12 protein-coding genes are annotated in these 15,025 nt (G+C 66.9%); 5 read left to right on the top strand and 7 right to left on the bottom strand.

Going from position 1 to position 15,025, the window contains the following annotated elements; all coding sequences use genetic code 11:
- Nucleotides 1-22 precede the first annotated feature (22 nt).
- A complete protein-coding gene (gene holA / locus ACZ0AA_RS05635) occupies nt 23-1,060 on the top strand; it encodes a DNA polymerase III subunit delta (RefSeq protein ID WP_400859880.1) in 1,038 nt (345 codons plus the stop codon).
- Nucleotides 1,061-1,226: 166 nt separating this feature from the next.
- Here holA and rpsT read toward each other — a convergent pair whose 3' ends face one another.
- A complete protein-coding gene (gene rpsT / locus ACZ0AA_RS05630) occupies nt 1,227-1,487 on the bottom strand; it encodes a 30S ribosomal protein S20 (RefSeq protein WP_400784974.1) in 261 nt (86 codons plus the stop codon).
- A gap of 251 nt (nt 1,488-1,738) precedes the next feature.
- Between rpsT and ACZ0AA_RS05625 the strand changes: the two genes are divergently transcribed.
- Nucleotides 1,739-3,004 (top strand): MFS transporter, encoded by a 1,266-nt coding sequence (locus ACZ0AA_RS05625; RefSeq protein ID WP_400859882.1) that lies wholly within the window; start codon nt 1,739-1,741, stop codon nt 3,002-3,004.
- Here ACZ0AA_RS05625 and ACZ0AA_RS05620 read toward each other — a convergent pair.
- The 5 genes from ACZ0AA_RS05620 to ACZ0AA_RS05600 all read right to left on the bottom strand — a co-directional run bounded on the left by ACZ0AA_RS05620 (nt 2,955) and on the right by ACZ0AA_RS05600 (nt 9,464).
- Nucleotides 2,955-3,722, bottom strand: a complete 768-nt coding sequence (locus ACZ0AA_RS05620) for an alpha/beta fold hydrolase (RefSeq protein ID WP_463512362.1) — start codon at nt 3,720-3,722, stop codon at nt 2,955-2,957. The two genes, ACZ0AA_RS05625 and ACZ0AA_RS05620, sit on opposite strands and share 50 nt — an antisense overlap.
- 83 nt (nt 3,723-3,805) lie before the next feature.
- Nucleotides 3,806-5,518, bottom strand: coding sequence for an ABC transporter family substrate-binding protein (locus ACZ0AA_RS05615; protein WP_311259339.1), 1,713 nt, complete (start codon nt 5,516-5,518; stop codon nt 3,806-3,808).
- A 117-nt stretch (nt 5,519-5,635) separates the two neighbouring features.
- A complete protein-coding gene (locus tag ACZ0AA_RS05610) occupies nt 5,636-7,567 on the bottom strand; it encodes an ABC transporter ATP-binding protein (protein ID WP_400859887.1) in 1,932 nt (643 codons plus the stop codon).
- Entirely contained in the window at nt 7,564-8,481 is a 918-nt protein-coding gene (locus ACZ0AA_RS05605; RefSeq protein ID WP_400859888.1) for an ABC transporter permease, read from the bottom strand. Before ACZ0AA_RS05605 ends, ACZ0AA_RS05610 begins: the two co-directional genes overlap by 4 nt.
- Entirely contained in the window at nt 8,481-9,464 is a 984-nt protein-coding gene (locus ACZ0AA_RS05600) for an ABC transporter permease (protein ID WP_400859889.1), read from the bottom strand. The genes ACZ0AA_RS05605 and ACZ0AA_RS05600 overlap by 1 nt, the downstream gene beginning before the upstream one ends.
- 240 nt (nt 9,465-9,704) lie before the next feature.
- Between ACZ0AA_RS05600 and lepA the strand changes: the two genes are divergently transcribed.
- The 3 genes from lepA (at nt 9,705) to hemW (ending at nt 13,516) form a co-directional block, all read left to right on the top strand.
- Nucleotides 9,705-11,558, top strand: coding sequence for a translation elongation factor 4 (lepA, locus tag ACZ0AA_RS05595; protein ID WP_060926148.1), 1,854 nt, complete (start codon nt 9,705-9,707; stop codon nt 11,556-11,558).
- A gap of 70 nt (nt 11,559-11,628) precedes the next feature.
- On the top strand, nt 11,629-12,282 hold the full coding sequence (locus ACZ0AA_RS05590) for a DUF1990 family protein (protein WP_400859891.1): 654 nt from the start codon (nt 11,629-11,631) through the stop codon (nt 12,280-12,282).
- Between the two features lie 16 nt (nt 12,283-12,298).
- Nucleotides 12,299-13,516 carry a radical SAM family heme chaperone HemW gene (gene hemW / locus ACZ0AA_RS05585; RefSeq protein ID WP_400859893.1) on the top strand — a complete coding sequence of 406 codons (1,218 nt, stop codon included), beginning with the start codon at nt 12,299-12,301 and terminating at the stop codon, nt 13,514-13,516.
- A 13-nt stretch (nt 13,517-13,529) separates the two neighbouring features.
- Here the strand turns inward: hemW and ACZ0AA_RS05580 are convergent, their stop codons facing one another.
- Complete coding sequence (locus ACZ0AA_RS05580) at nt 13,530-14,945, bottom strand: carboxylesterase/lipase family protein (protein ID WP_463512361.1); 1,416 nt, start codon at nt 14,943-14,945, stop codon at nt 13,530-13,532.
- Between the last annotated feature and the right edge of the window lie 80 nt (nt 14,946-15,025).

The following is a 15,025-nucleotide window of genomic DNA, read 5'->3' as shown; positions in this document are numbered from 1 at the left end:
CGGCCCCCGGTAGTCTTGAGGCATGGCTGCTTCTCGTACCCCCTCCCGCGGCGGGACCAAGGCAGCCAAGATCGCGCAGGTGTCGTGGCGCGATCCTCGACCCGCCCCCGTGGTGCTCGTGTTCGGCCCCGAAGAGGTCTGCGCAGAGCGTGCGATCGCCGGGGTCCGCGACTATCTCCGCACCGAAGACCCCGCGCTCGAGGTGACCGACGTCCGGGCTGACGACTATGCGCCAGGCACCCTGCTCTCGCTCACGTCGCCGTCGCTGTTCGGCGAACCGCGCCTCGTGCGGGTGTCGGGTGTCGAGAAGTGTTCGGACGCCTTCCTGCAGGAGGCGGTCTCGTACCTGGAACATCCCCAGGAAGGCGCGACGGTCGTCCTGCGGCACACCGGGGCGAGCGTGCGCGGAAAGAAGCTGCTCGACGCTCTGCGCGCAGGCACTGGCGACGGCATCGAGATCCCGTGCCCGGCGATCAAGCGTGACGGAGATCGCGTCGACTTCGCGGCAGGCGAGTTCAAGGCGGCGAAGAAGCGGATCGCACCGCCCGCGCTGCGTGCGCTGGTCTCGGCGTTCGCCGATGACCTCACCGAGCTTGCCGCGGCATGCCAGCAGCTGATCGCCGATGTCGAGGGCGACATCACCGAAGACGTCGTCACGAAGTACTACGGCGGGCGCGTCGAGGTGTCGGCGTTCGTCGTCGCCGACACGGCGATCGCCGGCCGCTACGGCGAGGCCCTGGTCGCACTGCGGCATGCGCTCGCATCCGGTGCCGATCCGGTGCCGATGGTCGCCGCGTTCGCGATGAAGCTGCGCACCATGGCGCGCGTCGCCGGAAACCGTGAGCCGAGCCGTCAGCTCGCGCAGCGCCTCGGTATGAAGGACTGGCAGGTCGACCGTGCGCGGCGCGACCTCGCCGGGTGGAACGAGCGCTCGCTCGGCATGGCGATCCAGGCGACTGCGCGCGCCGATGCCGAGGTCAAGGGTGCGGCGCGCGATCCGATCTTCGCGCTCGAGCGCATGCTCACAGTCATCGCGACGCGTCAGCCGTTCGGCGAGTGAGCGCCGCCGCGGTCGTGCGGCTCCATCACTGACATCACGGTCGTCGCCACGTCGACAGTGCGCTGTCACGCGCACCCGACGTGTCGCCGAGGGCCTCAGCACACGCGAAAGAGCCCGCCCCGCGAACGGGACGGGCTCTTGTCACACCGTCAGGCGTGGAATCAACTCAGAGAGCGGAAACCTGCTTGGCGATGGAGGACTTGCGGTTCGCAGCCTGGTTCTGGTGGATGACACCCTTGCTGACGGCCTTGTCGAGCTTGCGGGAAGCAGCCTTCAGAGCCTTCTCGGCTGCAGCCTTGTCACCGGAGACGACAGCGGCGCGCGTCGCGCGGATGTGCGTCTTCAGCTCGCTCTTCACGGCCTTGTTGCGCTCGTGAGCCTTGTCGTTGGTCTTGTTGCGCTTGATCTGCGACTTGATGTTTGCCACGTGTGGACGCTTTCTGTACGGAGTTGTTAGGAAATGCCGGCAGAAGAAGAGGGCTTCCACTCGGCGGTCGTGAGGGAAGAACCCACACGCAAGCCAAGAACCAACTCTACCAGCATGTGAGCGGTTCGCCCTACACGGTGGCGGCGTCCCCTCGTGCGGGTTGCGGATGCGGGATGCGGCGTCGGCGCATGCGGGTGCACAATCATCAGTATCCCGACACTCGTGTCGCGACATCGACGTCAAGGAGCGACATGAGCCCCGCCCTCCCACCTGCCTCGCCGGTGTCGACCCTGCGCAGGGTCGGGCCACGATGGATGACCGTGTTCACTCTCGCCTGGCTGGCCATCTGGACGGTGCAGCTCACGCCCGTGCAGTTGCTCCTCCCGCTGCAGCTGAACACCTCCGAGGAGGACTGGATCCCCGGGGTCATCTCATCCGGGCTCGTGCTCGGTATCGGAGGGCTCGCCGGGATCGTCGCGGGTCCGGTGGCCGGTGCCCTCTCGGACCGGGCGGGCGCCGGGCGTCGGCGTCGGCGCTCCTGGGCGGTGGGCGGCGCGCTCGTGACAGCGCTGTTCCTGGTCGTGACGGGCTTCAGCGAGGGACCTTGGGCTGTCGGAGGAGCGTGGGTCGGGGTGTCGATCGGCGTCGCGGTGTCTTCCGCAGCTTTCACCGCACTGATCGCCGACCAGCTCCCGGCGACTCAGCGTGGTGCGGCATCAGCCGCCGTGGGCTCCAGCCAAGCGGTGGGGATCGTCCTGGGGGTCGGTCTCGTGGTGCTCCTCGGCCTCGGCATCCGCGACGGCTACCTTCTGCTGGCGGCGATCATCGCGATCGTGGGAACCAGCGCGGCGCTGCTGCTGCCCGATCCTCCGACACTCGTCGACGCCTCTCCTGCGAGGCGGGATCGTCGACTGTTGGCATCGCTGCGCGATCGCGACTTCGCCTGGATGCTGTCCGGCCGGCTCGTGACCAACATCGGCAACGCGCTGGGCACCGCGCTGTTCCTCTTCTTCCTGCTCCACGGGCTGCGCCAGGAGACGACGGTGGCGCAGGACAACCTGCTGCTCCTGATCGTCGTCTACACGCTGTTCGTGGTGCTCGCGTCCGTGTTCACGGGCGTGCTGTCCGATCGCACCGGCAACAGGCGCGCCCTCACCATCCTGGCCACGTTCGTGCAGGCGGCCTCCGGTGTCGTGATCGCAGTCATCCCGACGTTCGAGGCGACCATGGTCGCGGCGGCACTCATGGGGCTGGGCTACGGTGCGTTCTCCACTGTCGGACTCGCCTTCGCCGCCGATCTCCTGCCCGATGAGAAGGATCACGCCCGTGATCTCGGGATCGTCTACGTCACCGCCGCGCTCGGCCAGCTGATCGGTCCTGTGCTCGGCGCAGGTCTCGTGGCGCTGGTCGGCGGGTTCTGGCTCGTGTTCATCGTCGCCGCCGTGCTGTCGCTCGTCGGCGGCGGGCTCACCGCTCTCGCGAGGCAGCCTGCTCGGGATCCACTGCCCCAGCGGTAGCTCCCGACTCGACGGTCGCCACGGCCAGCCGCAGCACAGCATTGAAGATCTGCGGACGCATCGCGGTGACGAGATGCGTGGTGCGGGGCACGACGATCAGCTCGGCGTGCGGCGCGAGCCGTCGGAAGAGGGCTTCGTTGACCCGCAGCTGATCCCATTGCCCGTTCACGAACCACAGCGGCACGCTGATGCGGGCAACGGCCGTGGCGAGATCGAGGGTCGCGAGATCCCGGAGCGCGGTGTCCTGGGTGTCGAGCGCATACCCTCCGGCTGCGAAGTCGGAGCGCGTCTCCTCGGGGATCGTCGCTTCGAGGATGCGCTTGGTGATCCACATCCCGCGGTCTGGCAGGCGGTCGACCGCCCGGGCGATGGCGCGATAGGCCGCGAGCCCGGCGCCGCGGGGGAGCGAGGTGCAGGACGCAGCCACCAGACCGGCGACTCTCGGCGCCGCGGCGCCGCCCACATAGGCGAGCGACAGCAGACCGCCCATCGAGTGCCCGACGAGAAGCACGGGCCCTCGCGCGGCAGCGTCGCGCACGGCGACGTCGATCGTGTGGAGCGCCTCGTGCAGGGTGAAGTCCTCGTCCATCCGCGTGCCGTGGCCGGGAAGATCGACAGCGACCGCGGGTATGCCCTGTTCCTCGAGGAATGCGAGCTGCGAGCGCCACATCGTCGCAGACGTGCGGATGCCGTGCACGAAGACGATCTGGACGTTCACGCCTTCAGCATAGAGAAAGGCGGGGCCGGTGGAAGAACCACCGACCCCGCCGCGAAGCCCTGACGAGTCAGGCTCCGAATGGATTACTTCTCGTATCCCACGTTCTCGACCGGCGTGATGCCGAAGAGGTCGAGACCCACGTAGGGCTCGGGCGTGAGGTTGGCGAGACCCTCCTTGACGGTCCAGATCTCCGGGCCGTTGAGGACCGGGATGACGCCCCAGGTCTTCGCGAAGATCTCGGACTCCATCTCCATGGCCTTTTTGGTCTGCTCGACCGGGTCGGAGATCGTCTCCAGCTCATCGTGGATCATCTTGTCGATCTCCTCGGTGCCGGTGCCCGAGAGGTTCAGGCCGCTGTCCGAGCAGTACAGCTGGCAGAACCAGGCAGCACCGAACGGGTCGGACGACGTGAAGTTGAGGAAGAAGATGTCACCGTTCTGCGTGGTGTAGTCCTCTGCGAAGTCCGCCGACGGGCGCTGGTCGATGACGACCTCGACACCGACCTCCTTCAGCTGCGCCTGAACCGCGAGCGTGCGGGCACGAGCGGTCTCGGTGTCGGAGTGGTTCGGGAACACGAGCGACAGACGCTCGCCGTCCTTCTCACGGATGCCGTCGGCACCGGCGACCCAGCCGGCCTCGTCGAGGAGCTTGTTGGCACCCTCGGTGTCGCCGTCCTTGCGGCCGGCTTCTTCCAGCGCGTTGATGTAGTTCGGCTGGAACGAGAACAGCGTGAGGGACCCGGCGGGCTCCTCGGTGTAGTTCAGACCGTTGAAGACGATGTCCTTGACCTGCTCGATGCTGATGGCCTCGAACACGGCCTTGCGGACCTCGAGGTCGGCCAGCACCGGGTTGGTCGAGTTCAGCGTGAAGATCGCGTTCGCGGTGGCCTGACCCTTGTAGGTCTTGACGCCTTCGAGGCCTTCGACCTGTGCGAGCAGCTCGGCGCTGCCGGTCTCGGCCATGTCGACCTCGCCGTTGCGCAGGGCGTTGACCGCAGCGGTCGGCTCCATCTGGATGAAGGAGACCTTGTCGAGCAGCGGAGCGTTGCCCCACCACTTCTCGTTCGGAACGAGCGTGACGACGCCACCGGTCTTGTCGAAGTTCTCGACCGTGTAGGGGCCAGCGCCCCACTCCGGGTGCCAGTCGCCGAGGAAGGCGGTGTTGAAGAGCTCAGGCGTGTTGACCGCCGGGTGCAGGAGCTGGGAGTAGACCATCTCGGGCCAGGCGAACTCGCCCTTGAAGGTGACGATGACGTCGCGGTCGTTCTCGCCGGCCTCGACGGACTCGATCTCCTTCCAGCCGTCGGTCGCGTTCGGCTGGTACTCCTCGTTCTCGCCGTTCTGGGCTTCCCAGGTGGCCTTGAACGCGGTGACGTCGATCGGCGTGCCGTCGTTCCAGACAGCCTTCTCGTTGACCTTGAAGTGCAGGACGGTCTTGCCGTCTTCGACACCGAAGGAGTAGTCGTCGAGGTACGCGTCGTTCTTCTTGACCGTGCCGTCAGGATCCATGAGCAGGATCTGCGGGCGGAACCACGTGCCGACCTGGGTGACGCGAGCGTCGCCGTCGCTGTGGAAGTAGTTCAGCTGCTCGGCGATGTTCGAGATCGGGATGCGGAGTTCGCCACCCTCTGCGAGGTTCTCACGGGGCTGCGGGTTGTAGTCCGCGCCTTCGACCGTCTGAGCTTCGCCTTCGCCGCTGTTGCCGCCGCCGTTGCCTGCCGGTGCACACCCGCTCATGACGAGTGCGAAGGCGGCGCCGAGAGCAGCGATGCCCATCAGCTTCTGATGCCGTTTCATGGTACTCCTTAGTGCCTGTCGGCCTTACTTGGGATAGGGGCAGACTAACCCCGCAACTCGCGGGCTAAACCCCAGGGACACGGAACCGTTACCGGACTGTGCACATCGATATGCGGATCAGCTGGCGGCGATCGCCTCGGCGTCGAAGCCCTCGACGGGGAGGATGATCCGCTCGCGCGTGCGCTCGATGTCGGGGTCGGGAATCGGGATCGCCGAGAGCAGCGCCTTCGTGTACGGATGCTGCGGATCGTCGAACACCTGATCCACGTCACCGTGCTCGACGAACGAGCCCTTGTACATCACCGCTACCCGGTCGGCGATGTGCCGCACGACCGCGAGGTCGTGGGCGACGAACAGGTACGACAGGCCGAGCTTCGCCTTCAGCTCGTCGAGCAGGTTGATCACGCCCGCCTGGATCGACACGTCGAGCGCCGATACGGGCTCATCGAGCACGACGATCTTGGGGTTCGTCGACAGGGCGCGGGCGATGCCGATGCGCTGACGCTGACCGCCCGAGAAGGCCTGGGGGAATCGATCGCTGTGCGCCGGGTCGAGACCGACGAGCCCCATGAGCTCTTCGACGCGGTCGAACACGTCGTCCTTGCTCATGCCGATCGCGAGCATCGGCTCCGCGATGATGTCCCACACCGTCATGCGAGGGTCGAGCGCCCCCATCGGATCCTGGAACACGATCTGGAGGTCGCGACGGATCCTGCGCTCCTCCGAACGGTTCTTGATGTCGGCGACGCTCGTGCCGCCGATCCGGATGTCGCCGTCCTCCTGGGTGACGAGGTCCATGATCTGCAACAGGGTCGTCGTCTTGCCGCTGCCCGACTCGCCAACGATCGCGAGGGTCTCGCCCTGGCGGATATCGAAGCTGATGCCCTTGACCGCGCGCACCTCGCCGACCTTGCGCTTGAAGAAGGCGCCCTTCATCAGCGGGAACGTCTTGTTCAGGTTGACGGCCTCGAGGGTGATCGGGCGATCTTCCCGCGGGACCTTGGCGAGAGAGCTCTCGGGGATCTCGGGGATCGGGAAGACCGGCAGGCCGCCGATTCTGCCGTCGTCGTCGATGTCGTTCGCACGGATGCACGCCACGGAGTGATCCGAGTGGCCGCTCGTGGTGATGGGCAGCAGGTCGGGCTCGCGCTCACGGCACGCGTCGATCGCGATCGGGCAGCGCGCCGCGAAGGGGCACGCGTCCGGCAGGTTGATCAACAGCGGCGGGTTGCCCTTGATCGGGATCAACGGCACCTTCTCGGTCTTGTCGACGCGGGGGATCGCACCGAGAAGGCCGATCGAGTAGGGCATCCGAGTGCGGTAGAAGAGCTCGCGCACGGGCGCCTGCTCGACGGGCTTGCCCGCATACATCACGAGCACGTCGTCGGCGGTCTTCGCGACCACGCCCATGTCGTGCGTGATGATCATCATCGCGGCGCCGGTCTCCTCCTGCGCCTTCTCCATGAGCTCGAGGATCTGCGCCTGGATGGTGACGTCGAGCGCGGTGGTCGGCTCGTCGGCGATGATCAGCTTCGGGTCGTTGGCCATCGCGATGGCGATCACGACGCGCTGACGCATGCCGCCCGAGAACTCGTGCGGGAACGCCTTCATGCGGCGTTCGGCCTCGGGGATCCCCACGAGCTTCAGCAGCTCGACCGAGCGGTCCCACGCCTCCTTCTTCGACAGTCGACGATGCACCGTCAACGCCTCGATCAGCTGGTCACCGATCGTGAAGACCGGGGTGAGCGAGGTCAGCGGGTCTTGGAAGACCATGGCCATGCCGTTGCCGCGGATCACCGAGAGCTGCTTGTCGGACTTGCCGAGCAGCTCCTGGCCGTCGTAGATGATCGAGCCGGTGACCTTGGCGTTGTCGTCGAGCAGGCCCATGATCGCGAGCGAGGTGACGGATTTGCCCGAGCCGGACTCGCCGACGATGCCGAGCGTCTTGCCCGCTTCGAGATCGAACGAGACGCCACGGACGGCGTCGACGCGACCCGCTTCGGACGGGAAGCTGACCTTGAGGTCGCGGACGGAAAGGACAGTACTCATGCGCGACCTCCAGCCGCCGAGGTCGGATCGAGGGCGTCGCGCAGACCGTCGGCGATGAGAGCCATCGAGACGGTGAGCAGCGTCAGCGCCGCCGCGGGGAAGTAGAACAGCCACGGAGCACTCACGAGCGTGCTCGAGCCGTAGCCGATGAGCGCGCCGAGCGAGACATCCGGCAGCTTCACACCGAACCCGAGGAACGACAGGGCGGTCTCGGTGAGTACCGCCGAGACGACGCCGAGGGTGAAGTTGATCACCAGCAGCGAGCCGATGTTCGGCAGCATGTGGCGGACGACGATGCGCATGCCCGACAGGCCGGCGTAGCGGGCGGCGTGGACGTACTCACGTTCGCGGATCGACAGCGAGAGCGTCCAGATGACCCGCGCGGGGAAGAACCAGCCGACGATGAAGATCATCACGAGCGAGATCACGAGCCAGTTTCCGCCGGCGTCGTTCGAGATCATCGCGAGGATGAGGAAGTTCGGCACCACCATCATGAAGTGGATGATGGCGAGCATCACGCGCTCGTAGCGTCCGCCGAAGTATGCGGCGGTCGCACCGACGATGGCCGAGACCACGGTGGTGCCGATCGCCACCAGCGCAGCGATCATCATGGAGCGCTGGAGACCCACCGCGACCTGGGCGAAGTTGTCGTTGCCCGATCCGTTCGTCCCGAACCAGTGCTCGGCCGACGGGCCCGTGCGCAGCGCGAGGAAGTCGAGGTCGGTGTGCGAATACGGCGAGATCAGCGGACCGACGATGGCGAAGACCACCAGCAGAGCGAGGATGACGACGCCGATCAGCGCGCCGCGGTTGCGCATGAAGCGACGCGTGTAAAGCGTCAGCATCGAGGTGCGCTTGCGGTTCTTCGGCTTGTCTGCGATCTCGGGGGAGACCCCGATGCTTTCCAGAGCCATCAGCTCACCCGCACTCTCGGATCGAGGACGACCACGGCGATGTCGGCGAGGATCGCGCCGATCGCCGTCATCAGGGCGCCGAATGCCGCGACCGCGACGACGCCGTGGATGTCGTTGTTGTTGAGGGTCTGGATGAAGTAGCGCCCCATCCCGTTCCAGTTGAAGATCGTCTCCGTCAGCACCGCACCGGTGAAGACCGCCGGGATCGTGAACGCGACCTGTGTCGTGACGGGGATCAGCGAGGTCCGCAGCGCGTGCTTGCGGATCGCCTGCTGCTTGGTCAGCCCCTTCGCCCGCGCCGTGCGCACGTAGTCGGCCTTGATGTTGTCGAGCAGCAGCGAGCGCTGCAGGAAGTGGATGCCCGCATACCCCGTCAGGACCAGGGCCAGCGTGGGGAGGGTCAGATGCTGCAGCACATCTATGAGGACGGGGAAGAAGCCCTCCACCCCCTGACTGGACGAACCCACGACGTAGAAGACGGTCGTGCCGACCGCGTTGTTGAAGTTGATCGCCAGCAGGACCAGAGCGAAGCCGGCGACGACGGTCGGGATGTTCATCGTGATGATGCTGGTGCCCTGACCGATGCGATCGGCGAGCTTGTACTGCCGCGAGGCGGTGTACACGCCGAGGGCGATGCCGAGGATCGTCGTGATGATCGTCGCACCGAGGACGAGCTCCGCACTGATCCAGACGCGGTAGGCGACCTGCTCGTTGATGGACTCGCCGGTCGGGCTGAGGCCCCAGTTCCAGTGGAAGAGGATGTTGGAGAACCAGGTCCACCACCGCTCGAGCAGGGGAACCGACTCGCTGAGGTTGCGCGGACGCAGGAGCCCGTCGATCTGTTCTGGGGAGAGAGGAGGACGCCGTCCGACGTAGTTGTTCTCGGGGTCGAGGTACAGCCACGCGAGGAAGTAGGTGATGTTCGTCGCGATGACGATCATCAGCACCCAACCCAGCAGGCGGCGCAACAGATACTTGATCAAGGTGATGATTCTTTCTCTTTTACAGACGCGCGCGGGTTTTGCCGACGCAACGCTGAGCCGGGAAGACAGTCAATCACCATCAGCCGATCTGCGCGACACGACGCCTGCACGTGGTCTGTGACGGAGTCTTATCGCTCACGGGATCCGGTGTCACGGATGGCTCCCGGGCAACCTCGGCAGAATATCACCGGATCACACGAAGCGGGCATTAGCCTCGCCTCACCGTAGAATCGTCAGGACATGTCACCACGCGCCCTCACTCCGCTTCAGCCTGCCGCGACGCCTTCGGCGCAGATCCGCAATTTCTGCATCATCGCGCACATCGACCACGGCAAGTCGACTCTCGCCGACCGCATGCTCCAGATCACCGGCGTGGTCTCGGACAGAGACATGCGTGCGCAGTACCTCGACCGCATGGACATCGAGCGCGAGCGCGGCATCACGATCAAGAGCCAGGCCGTGCGGATGCCGTGGGAGATCGACGGCGAGACCTTCGCGCTCAACATGATCGACACCCCCGGCCACGTCGACTTCACCTATGAGGTGTCGCGCTCTCTCGCCGCGTGCGAGGGAGCCATCCTGCTCGTAGACGCCGCACAGGGCATCGAGGCCCAGACTCTCGCCAACCTCTATCTGGCGCTCGAGAACGACCTGCACATCATCCCGGTGCTGAACAAGATCGACCTGCCGGCGGCTGACCCCGACAAGTACGCGAAGGAGCTGGCATCCCTCATCGGTGGCAAGCCCGAAGACGTGCTGCGCGTCTCGGGCAAGACCGGCGTGGGGGTCGAGGAGCTGCTCGACCGCCTGGTCAAGGAGATCCCGGCACCCGTGGGCGACGCCGACGCGCCTGCCCGAGCCATGATCTTCGACTCCGTCTACGACGCGTACCGCGGTGTCGTCACCTACGTCCGCATGATCGACGGCAGCCTGTCGCCCCGCGAGCGCATCCAGATGATGTCCACGGGTGCTACCCACGAGGCGCTCGAGGTCGGCGTGTCGAGTCCCGAGCCGGTGCCGACCAAGGGTCTGGGTGTCGGCGAGGTCGGCTATCTCATCACGGGCGTGAAGGACGTGCGGCTCTCCAAGGTCGGCGACACCGTCACGACGGCGCGCAGGCCCGCAACCGAGGCCCTCGCCGGCTACACCGATCCCAAGCCGATGGTGTTCTCGGGGGTCTACCCGATCGACGGCAGCGACTACGCGGAGCTCCGCGAGGCGCTCGACAAGCTCAAGCTCTCCGACGCCTCGCTGCAGTACGAGCCTGAGACGTCGGTCGCGCTCGGTTTCGGTTTCCGCTGTGGGTTCCTCGGTCTTCTGCACCTCGAGATCATCACCGAGCGGCTCGAGCGTGAGTTCGGTCTCGACCTCATCACCACCGCACCCAGCGTGATCTACGAGGTGCTCACGAGCGACACGGGCGAGACCGTGACGGTCACGAACCCGAGCGAGTACCCTGACGGGCGCATCGGTTCGGTGTCGGAGCCCATGGTCAAGACGGCCATCCTGCTGCCGAAGGACTACGTCGGCACCGTGATGGAGCTGTGCCAGTCGCGTCGCGGAGCACTGCTGGGCATGGAGTACTTCTCCGAGGAGCGCGTCGAGCTCCGCTACATGATGCCGCTCGGTGAGATCGTCTTCGACTTCTTCGATCAGCTCAAGTCGAAGACCCAGGGCTATGCCTCGCTCGACTACGAGCCCGCCGGACAGCAGGAGGCGGACCTGGTCAAGGTCGACATCCTCCTGCAGGGTGACAAGGTCGACGCGTTCAGCTCGATCGTGCACCGCGACAAGGCGTACGCCTACGGCACGCTGATGACGGAGCGACTGCGCAAGCTGATCCCTCGCCAGAACTTCGAGGTGCCGATCCAGGCCGCCATCGGCGCCAGGATCATCGCCCGTGAGACGATCAGGGCGCTCCGCAAGGACGTGCTCGCCAAGTGCTACGGCGGTGACATCAGCCGTAAGCGCAAGCTCCTCGAGAAGCAGAAAGAGGGCAAGAAGCGCATGAAGATGGTCGGTCGGGTCGAGGTGCCGCAGGAGGCGTTCATCGCCGCGCTCTCCGGCGACGTCGAGGGCAAGGACAAGAAGTAGGAGCCCGCGAGCCGAGCGTCTTCGGCGCGTGGGGGCGATCGTCCAGGGAACGGGAAGTAGGCTGGAAATCATGCGGCGCGGGACTTTCCGAGACGACACGGTTGACTATGCGGCCGTGGGTGCGACCCACGCGCCCGATCTGATGCAGTACCCGCCGGAGCGCAGCATCCCGGCGGAGAACTCCTGGCGGATCGGCAGCGGCCCCGAACGCTTCCAGTCCGCGGGCGAGGCACTGCTCAGCTGGACTGCGCAGCGCGCGTCCGGGCTCAGTGTCGAAGACGTGCGCCCCGCGCCAGGGCCGGCCTACGCCGGCGTCAGCTTCGACGCCGAGGGCACGCCGATCGCTCCGAGCAAGAACGACGTCGAACAGCGCTTCGATGCGGAGGGCACACCGTTCGCGGGTCCGGGGATGACCTTGCGCCTGCACGGCCGGGTCGCGAGCATGCGAGCGGATGCCGAGCTGCGTGTGATCTCCGTGACCGAGGAGAAGCGTCGGATCGGCTTCGTGCTCGGCACCGTCGGTGGGTCCGTCGTGCGCGGTGAGGAATCCTTCGACATCGACTGGCGCGAGGACAATGACGAGGTCTGGTTCACGGTGCGAGCGTTCGACGCGCCGAACTCTCTGCTCTACAGGGTCGTCCCCGCTCTCGTGAAGCGCCGCCGCCGTGAGCTGTTCGCACGCTATCTGCGGGCGATCTCGCCGCTGTACGCGACTCCGGTCTGATGGCCGCACCTCTCTGATGGCCGGCCCGCTTCCCCTCGGCGATCCGGCACCGGCCGACGGCCGCCTTCCGTCCGATCTGCCGGTCGATCCGTCCGCAGCCTTCTCCGCCTATCTGCACGTCCCGTTCTGCCGGGTGCGCTGCGGCTACTGCGACTTCAACACCTACACCTCTGGAGAACTCCGCGGTGCGAAGCAGGAGGACTACGCCTCGACGCTGATCACGGAGATCGACCTCGCCAGGCGAGTGCTCTCGGATGCCGGCGCGCTGCGCCCGATGGACACGGTGTTCTTCGGAGGTGGCACCCCCACCTTGCTGCCGGCGGGCGATCTCGCCCGGATGCTCGACGCCGCGACAGACGCGTTCGGTCTGGTCGACGGCGCCGAGGTCACGGTGGAGGCGAATCCCGATACGGTGACGCCCGAGGTCGCTCGAATCCTGGCGGACGCCGGCGTCACCCGGCTGTCGATCGGCATGCAGTCGGCGGTCCCCCATGTGCTCGCTGCCCTCGACCGCACTCACCGTCCGGAGAACGTGACGACCGCTGTCGCAGCCGCGAAGGATGCGGGTCTCGCAGTCAGTGTCGACCTCATCTACGGAGCACCGGGGGAGTCGCTCGACGACTGGGAGACGTCGCTCGATGCGGCCCTCGCGTTCGAGTCGGACCACATCTCGGCCTACGCGCTGATCATCGAGGACGGCACGAAGCTCGCGCGGCAGATCCGTCGAGGTGAGGTGCCGATGCCGGACGACGACCTGCAGGCCGACATGTACGAGCTCGCCGATGCGCGTCTCGCAGCGGCGGGCTTCGACTGGTACGAGATCAGTAACTGGTCGCGAAGCGTCGAGCAGCGCTCGCGACACAACCTCGCGTACTGGCGCGGGAGCGACTGGTGGGGTTTCGGTCCCGGCGCGCACAGCCATGTGGCTGGTCTGCGCTGGTGGAACGTGAAGCACCCGGCCGCGTACGCTCAGCGTCTCGCGGCTTCGGAGTCACCGGCAGCGGGCACCGAGCGACCGGACGAGAAGTCCAGGACGCTGGAGCGGATCCTGCTTCTGAGCCGCATCCGCGAGGGGATCGCCGTCGCCGACCTGCAGCCGGACAAGCGCACCAGGGTCGCGGGTCTGATCGCAGACGGTCTCGTCGATGCCGGCGCCGCAGTGCGCGGACGAGTGCAACTCACTCTGCGCGGTCGGCTGCTCGCCGACGCCGTGGTGCGCGAGCTCACCGACTGAGCAGAGACCCGGGCTACGGAAGCAGGTCGAGCGCGTCCGTGCGACGCTGCGGCACCGTGGCGCTGTCCGTGTCGAACAGGCGCGTGTTCCGCTCCGGGCCGAATACCGGCCACCCGGGGTCACCGGTCTTGATGAACGAGATCCACGCCGAGTGCATCTCGTCTGCGAGGTTCTGCGGCGCATCGGTCCCGGCGAGCCGCTGCGCTTCGGGGTCGCCGAGACGGTCGAAGACGAAGCCCAGTTCCAGCGCGTGCGCGGCACGGAGATCTCGAACCGGACTCCGCCAGGCGAACTCGTAGACAAAGGTCGGCGCCGTGCGCGCCCGGGCCAGTCGGGTCAGGGGCGCGCGCAGCATGATGTCGGTCGCGAGCTGGCCGAAGATCTCGCCGGTGGTCGCGCCGGGGAAGGCCGACCGATAGGCCGCCACCGCTCGGCGGGGGATCCGCAGAGCGAGGCGTGCCAGCAGCAGTTTCATCTCGCTGATCCCGGCGAGGGCCGCGGGCGGGAACCAGAGCCGGTACTCGTCGGTATTGCTCCCGATGAGGAGCGGCACGTCGGTGTCGGCGAGCACCTCATGCGGCGACCGGGGCAGCGACCCGGCATCCACCGCGAACTGGAACCCGGGGGCTCCGCCGAGCGGAGACGACCCTGCGGCCTGCTGTAGCCGTGCCTCGAGCAGCTGCTCGGGGGAGATCGTCGCGAAGCTCGCTCGGTCGGCGGCGACCTCGAGCCGCTTCGCGAGCTGGGCGGTCACGCGGCCGGCCTTCTTCGCCGTCTGCGCTTCGAGAGGCCCTGATTCGATGATGGCCCGAGCGATCTGCGCACGCGACGATTCACTCGCGAGCAGTCCCGCGACGATCGCACCGCCCGCGGACTCGCCCATGACCGTGATCTGTCCGGCATCTCCGCCGAACGAGGCGATCTCGCTGTGCACCCAGGCGAGGCCCGCCGCAGCGTCCTGCAATCCGAGGTTCCGGGGAGCGTCGTCGAGAACGGAAAATCCTTCGGAGCCCAGTCGGTAGTTGATCGAGGCGAAGACGATCCCGGCACGCGCGAACCCGGCGCCGTCGTACAACGGCAGCGCCGCGGTGCCTCGCTCGAGCGCGCCACCGTGGATCCAGAGGACGACCGGGGCTCGGTCGGCATCCCGCGGCGCCCAGATGTTGACGGAGAGGATGTCCTCACCGGGGATCTCCACCGAGCCCAGCAGCTCGCCTATGGCACCGGCGTACGGAAGCTGGGGTGCGGTGGGTCCGAATGCCGTGGCATCGCGGATGCCGGCCCACGAGAGAGCCGGCTGAGGCTCACGGAAGCGGTTCGGCCCGAACGGCGCCGCCGCGTACGGGATGCCGAGGAAGCGCCGAACGCCGTCGATGGCCTCGCCACGCACGATTCCGGCAGACACGGCGACCTGTGGGGCGACACTCATGGGCTCATCGTATGGCGATCAGCACCTGGTCGGCGTCGGCGGGTAGAATTGGCACTCGTAGCCAGTGAGTGCCAAGAGGA

The organism is Microbacterium sp. AC035 (genome assembly GCF_979258485.1).
This window is presented reverse-complemented; position numbering and strand designations above follow the sequence as displayed.

What these genes read in the sequence shown, in the direction of transcription:
- holA (WP_400859880.1), top strand. Translation starts at nt 23, where the DNA reads ATGGCTGCTTCTCGTACCCCCTCCCGCGGCGGGACCAAGGCAGCCAAG.
- ACZ0AA_RS05625 (WP_400859882.1), top strand. Translation starts at nt 1,739, where the DNA reads ATGAGCCCCGCCCTCCCACCTGCCTCGCCGGTGTCGACCCTGCGCAGG.
- ACZ0AA_RS05615 (WP_311259339.1), bottom strand. Translation starts at nt 5,518, where the DNA reads ATGAAACGGCATCAGAAGCTGATGGGCATCGCTGCTCTCGGCGCCGCC.
- ACZ0AA_RS05610 (WP_400859887.1), bottom strand. Translation starts at nt 7,567, where the DNA reads ATGAGTACTGTCCTTTCCGTCCGCGACCTCAAGGTCAGCTTCCCGTCC.
- ACZ0AA_RS05605 (WP_400859888.1), bottom strand. Translation starts at nt 8,481, where the DNA reads ATGGCTCTGGAAAGCATCGGGGTCTCCCCCGAGATCGCAGACAAGCCG.
- lepA (WP_060926148.1), top strand. Translation starts at nt 9,705, where the DNA reads ATGTCACCACGCGCCCTCACTCCGCTTCAGCCTGCCGCGACGCCTTCG.
- ACZ0AA_RS05590 (WP_400859891.1), top strand. Translation starts at nt 11,629, where the DNA reads ATGCGGCGCGGGACTTTCCGAGACGACACGGTTGACTATGCGGCCGTG.
- hemW (WP_400859893.1), top strand. Translation starts at nt 12,299, where the DNA reads ATGGCCGGCCCGCTTCCCCTCGGCGATCCGGCACCGGCCGACGGCCGC.
- ACZ0AA_RS05580 (WP_463512361.1), bottom strand. Translation starts at nt 14,945, where the DNA reads ATGAGTGTCGCCCCACAGGTCGCCGTGTCTGCCGGAATCGTGCGTGGC.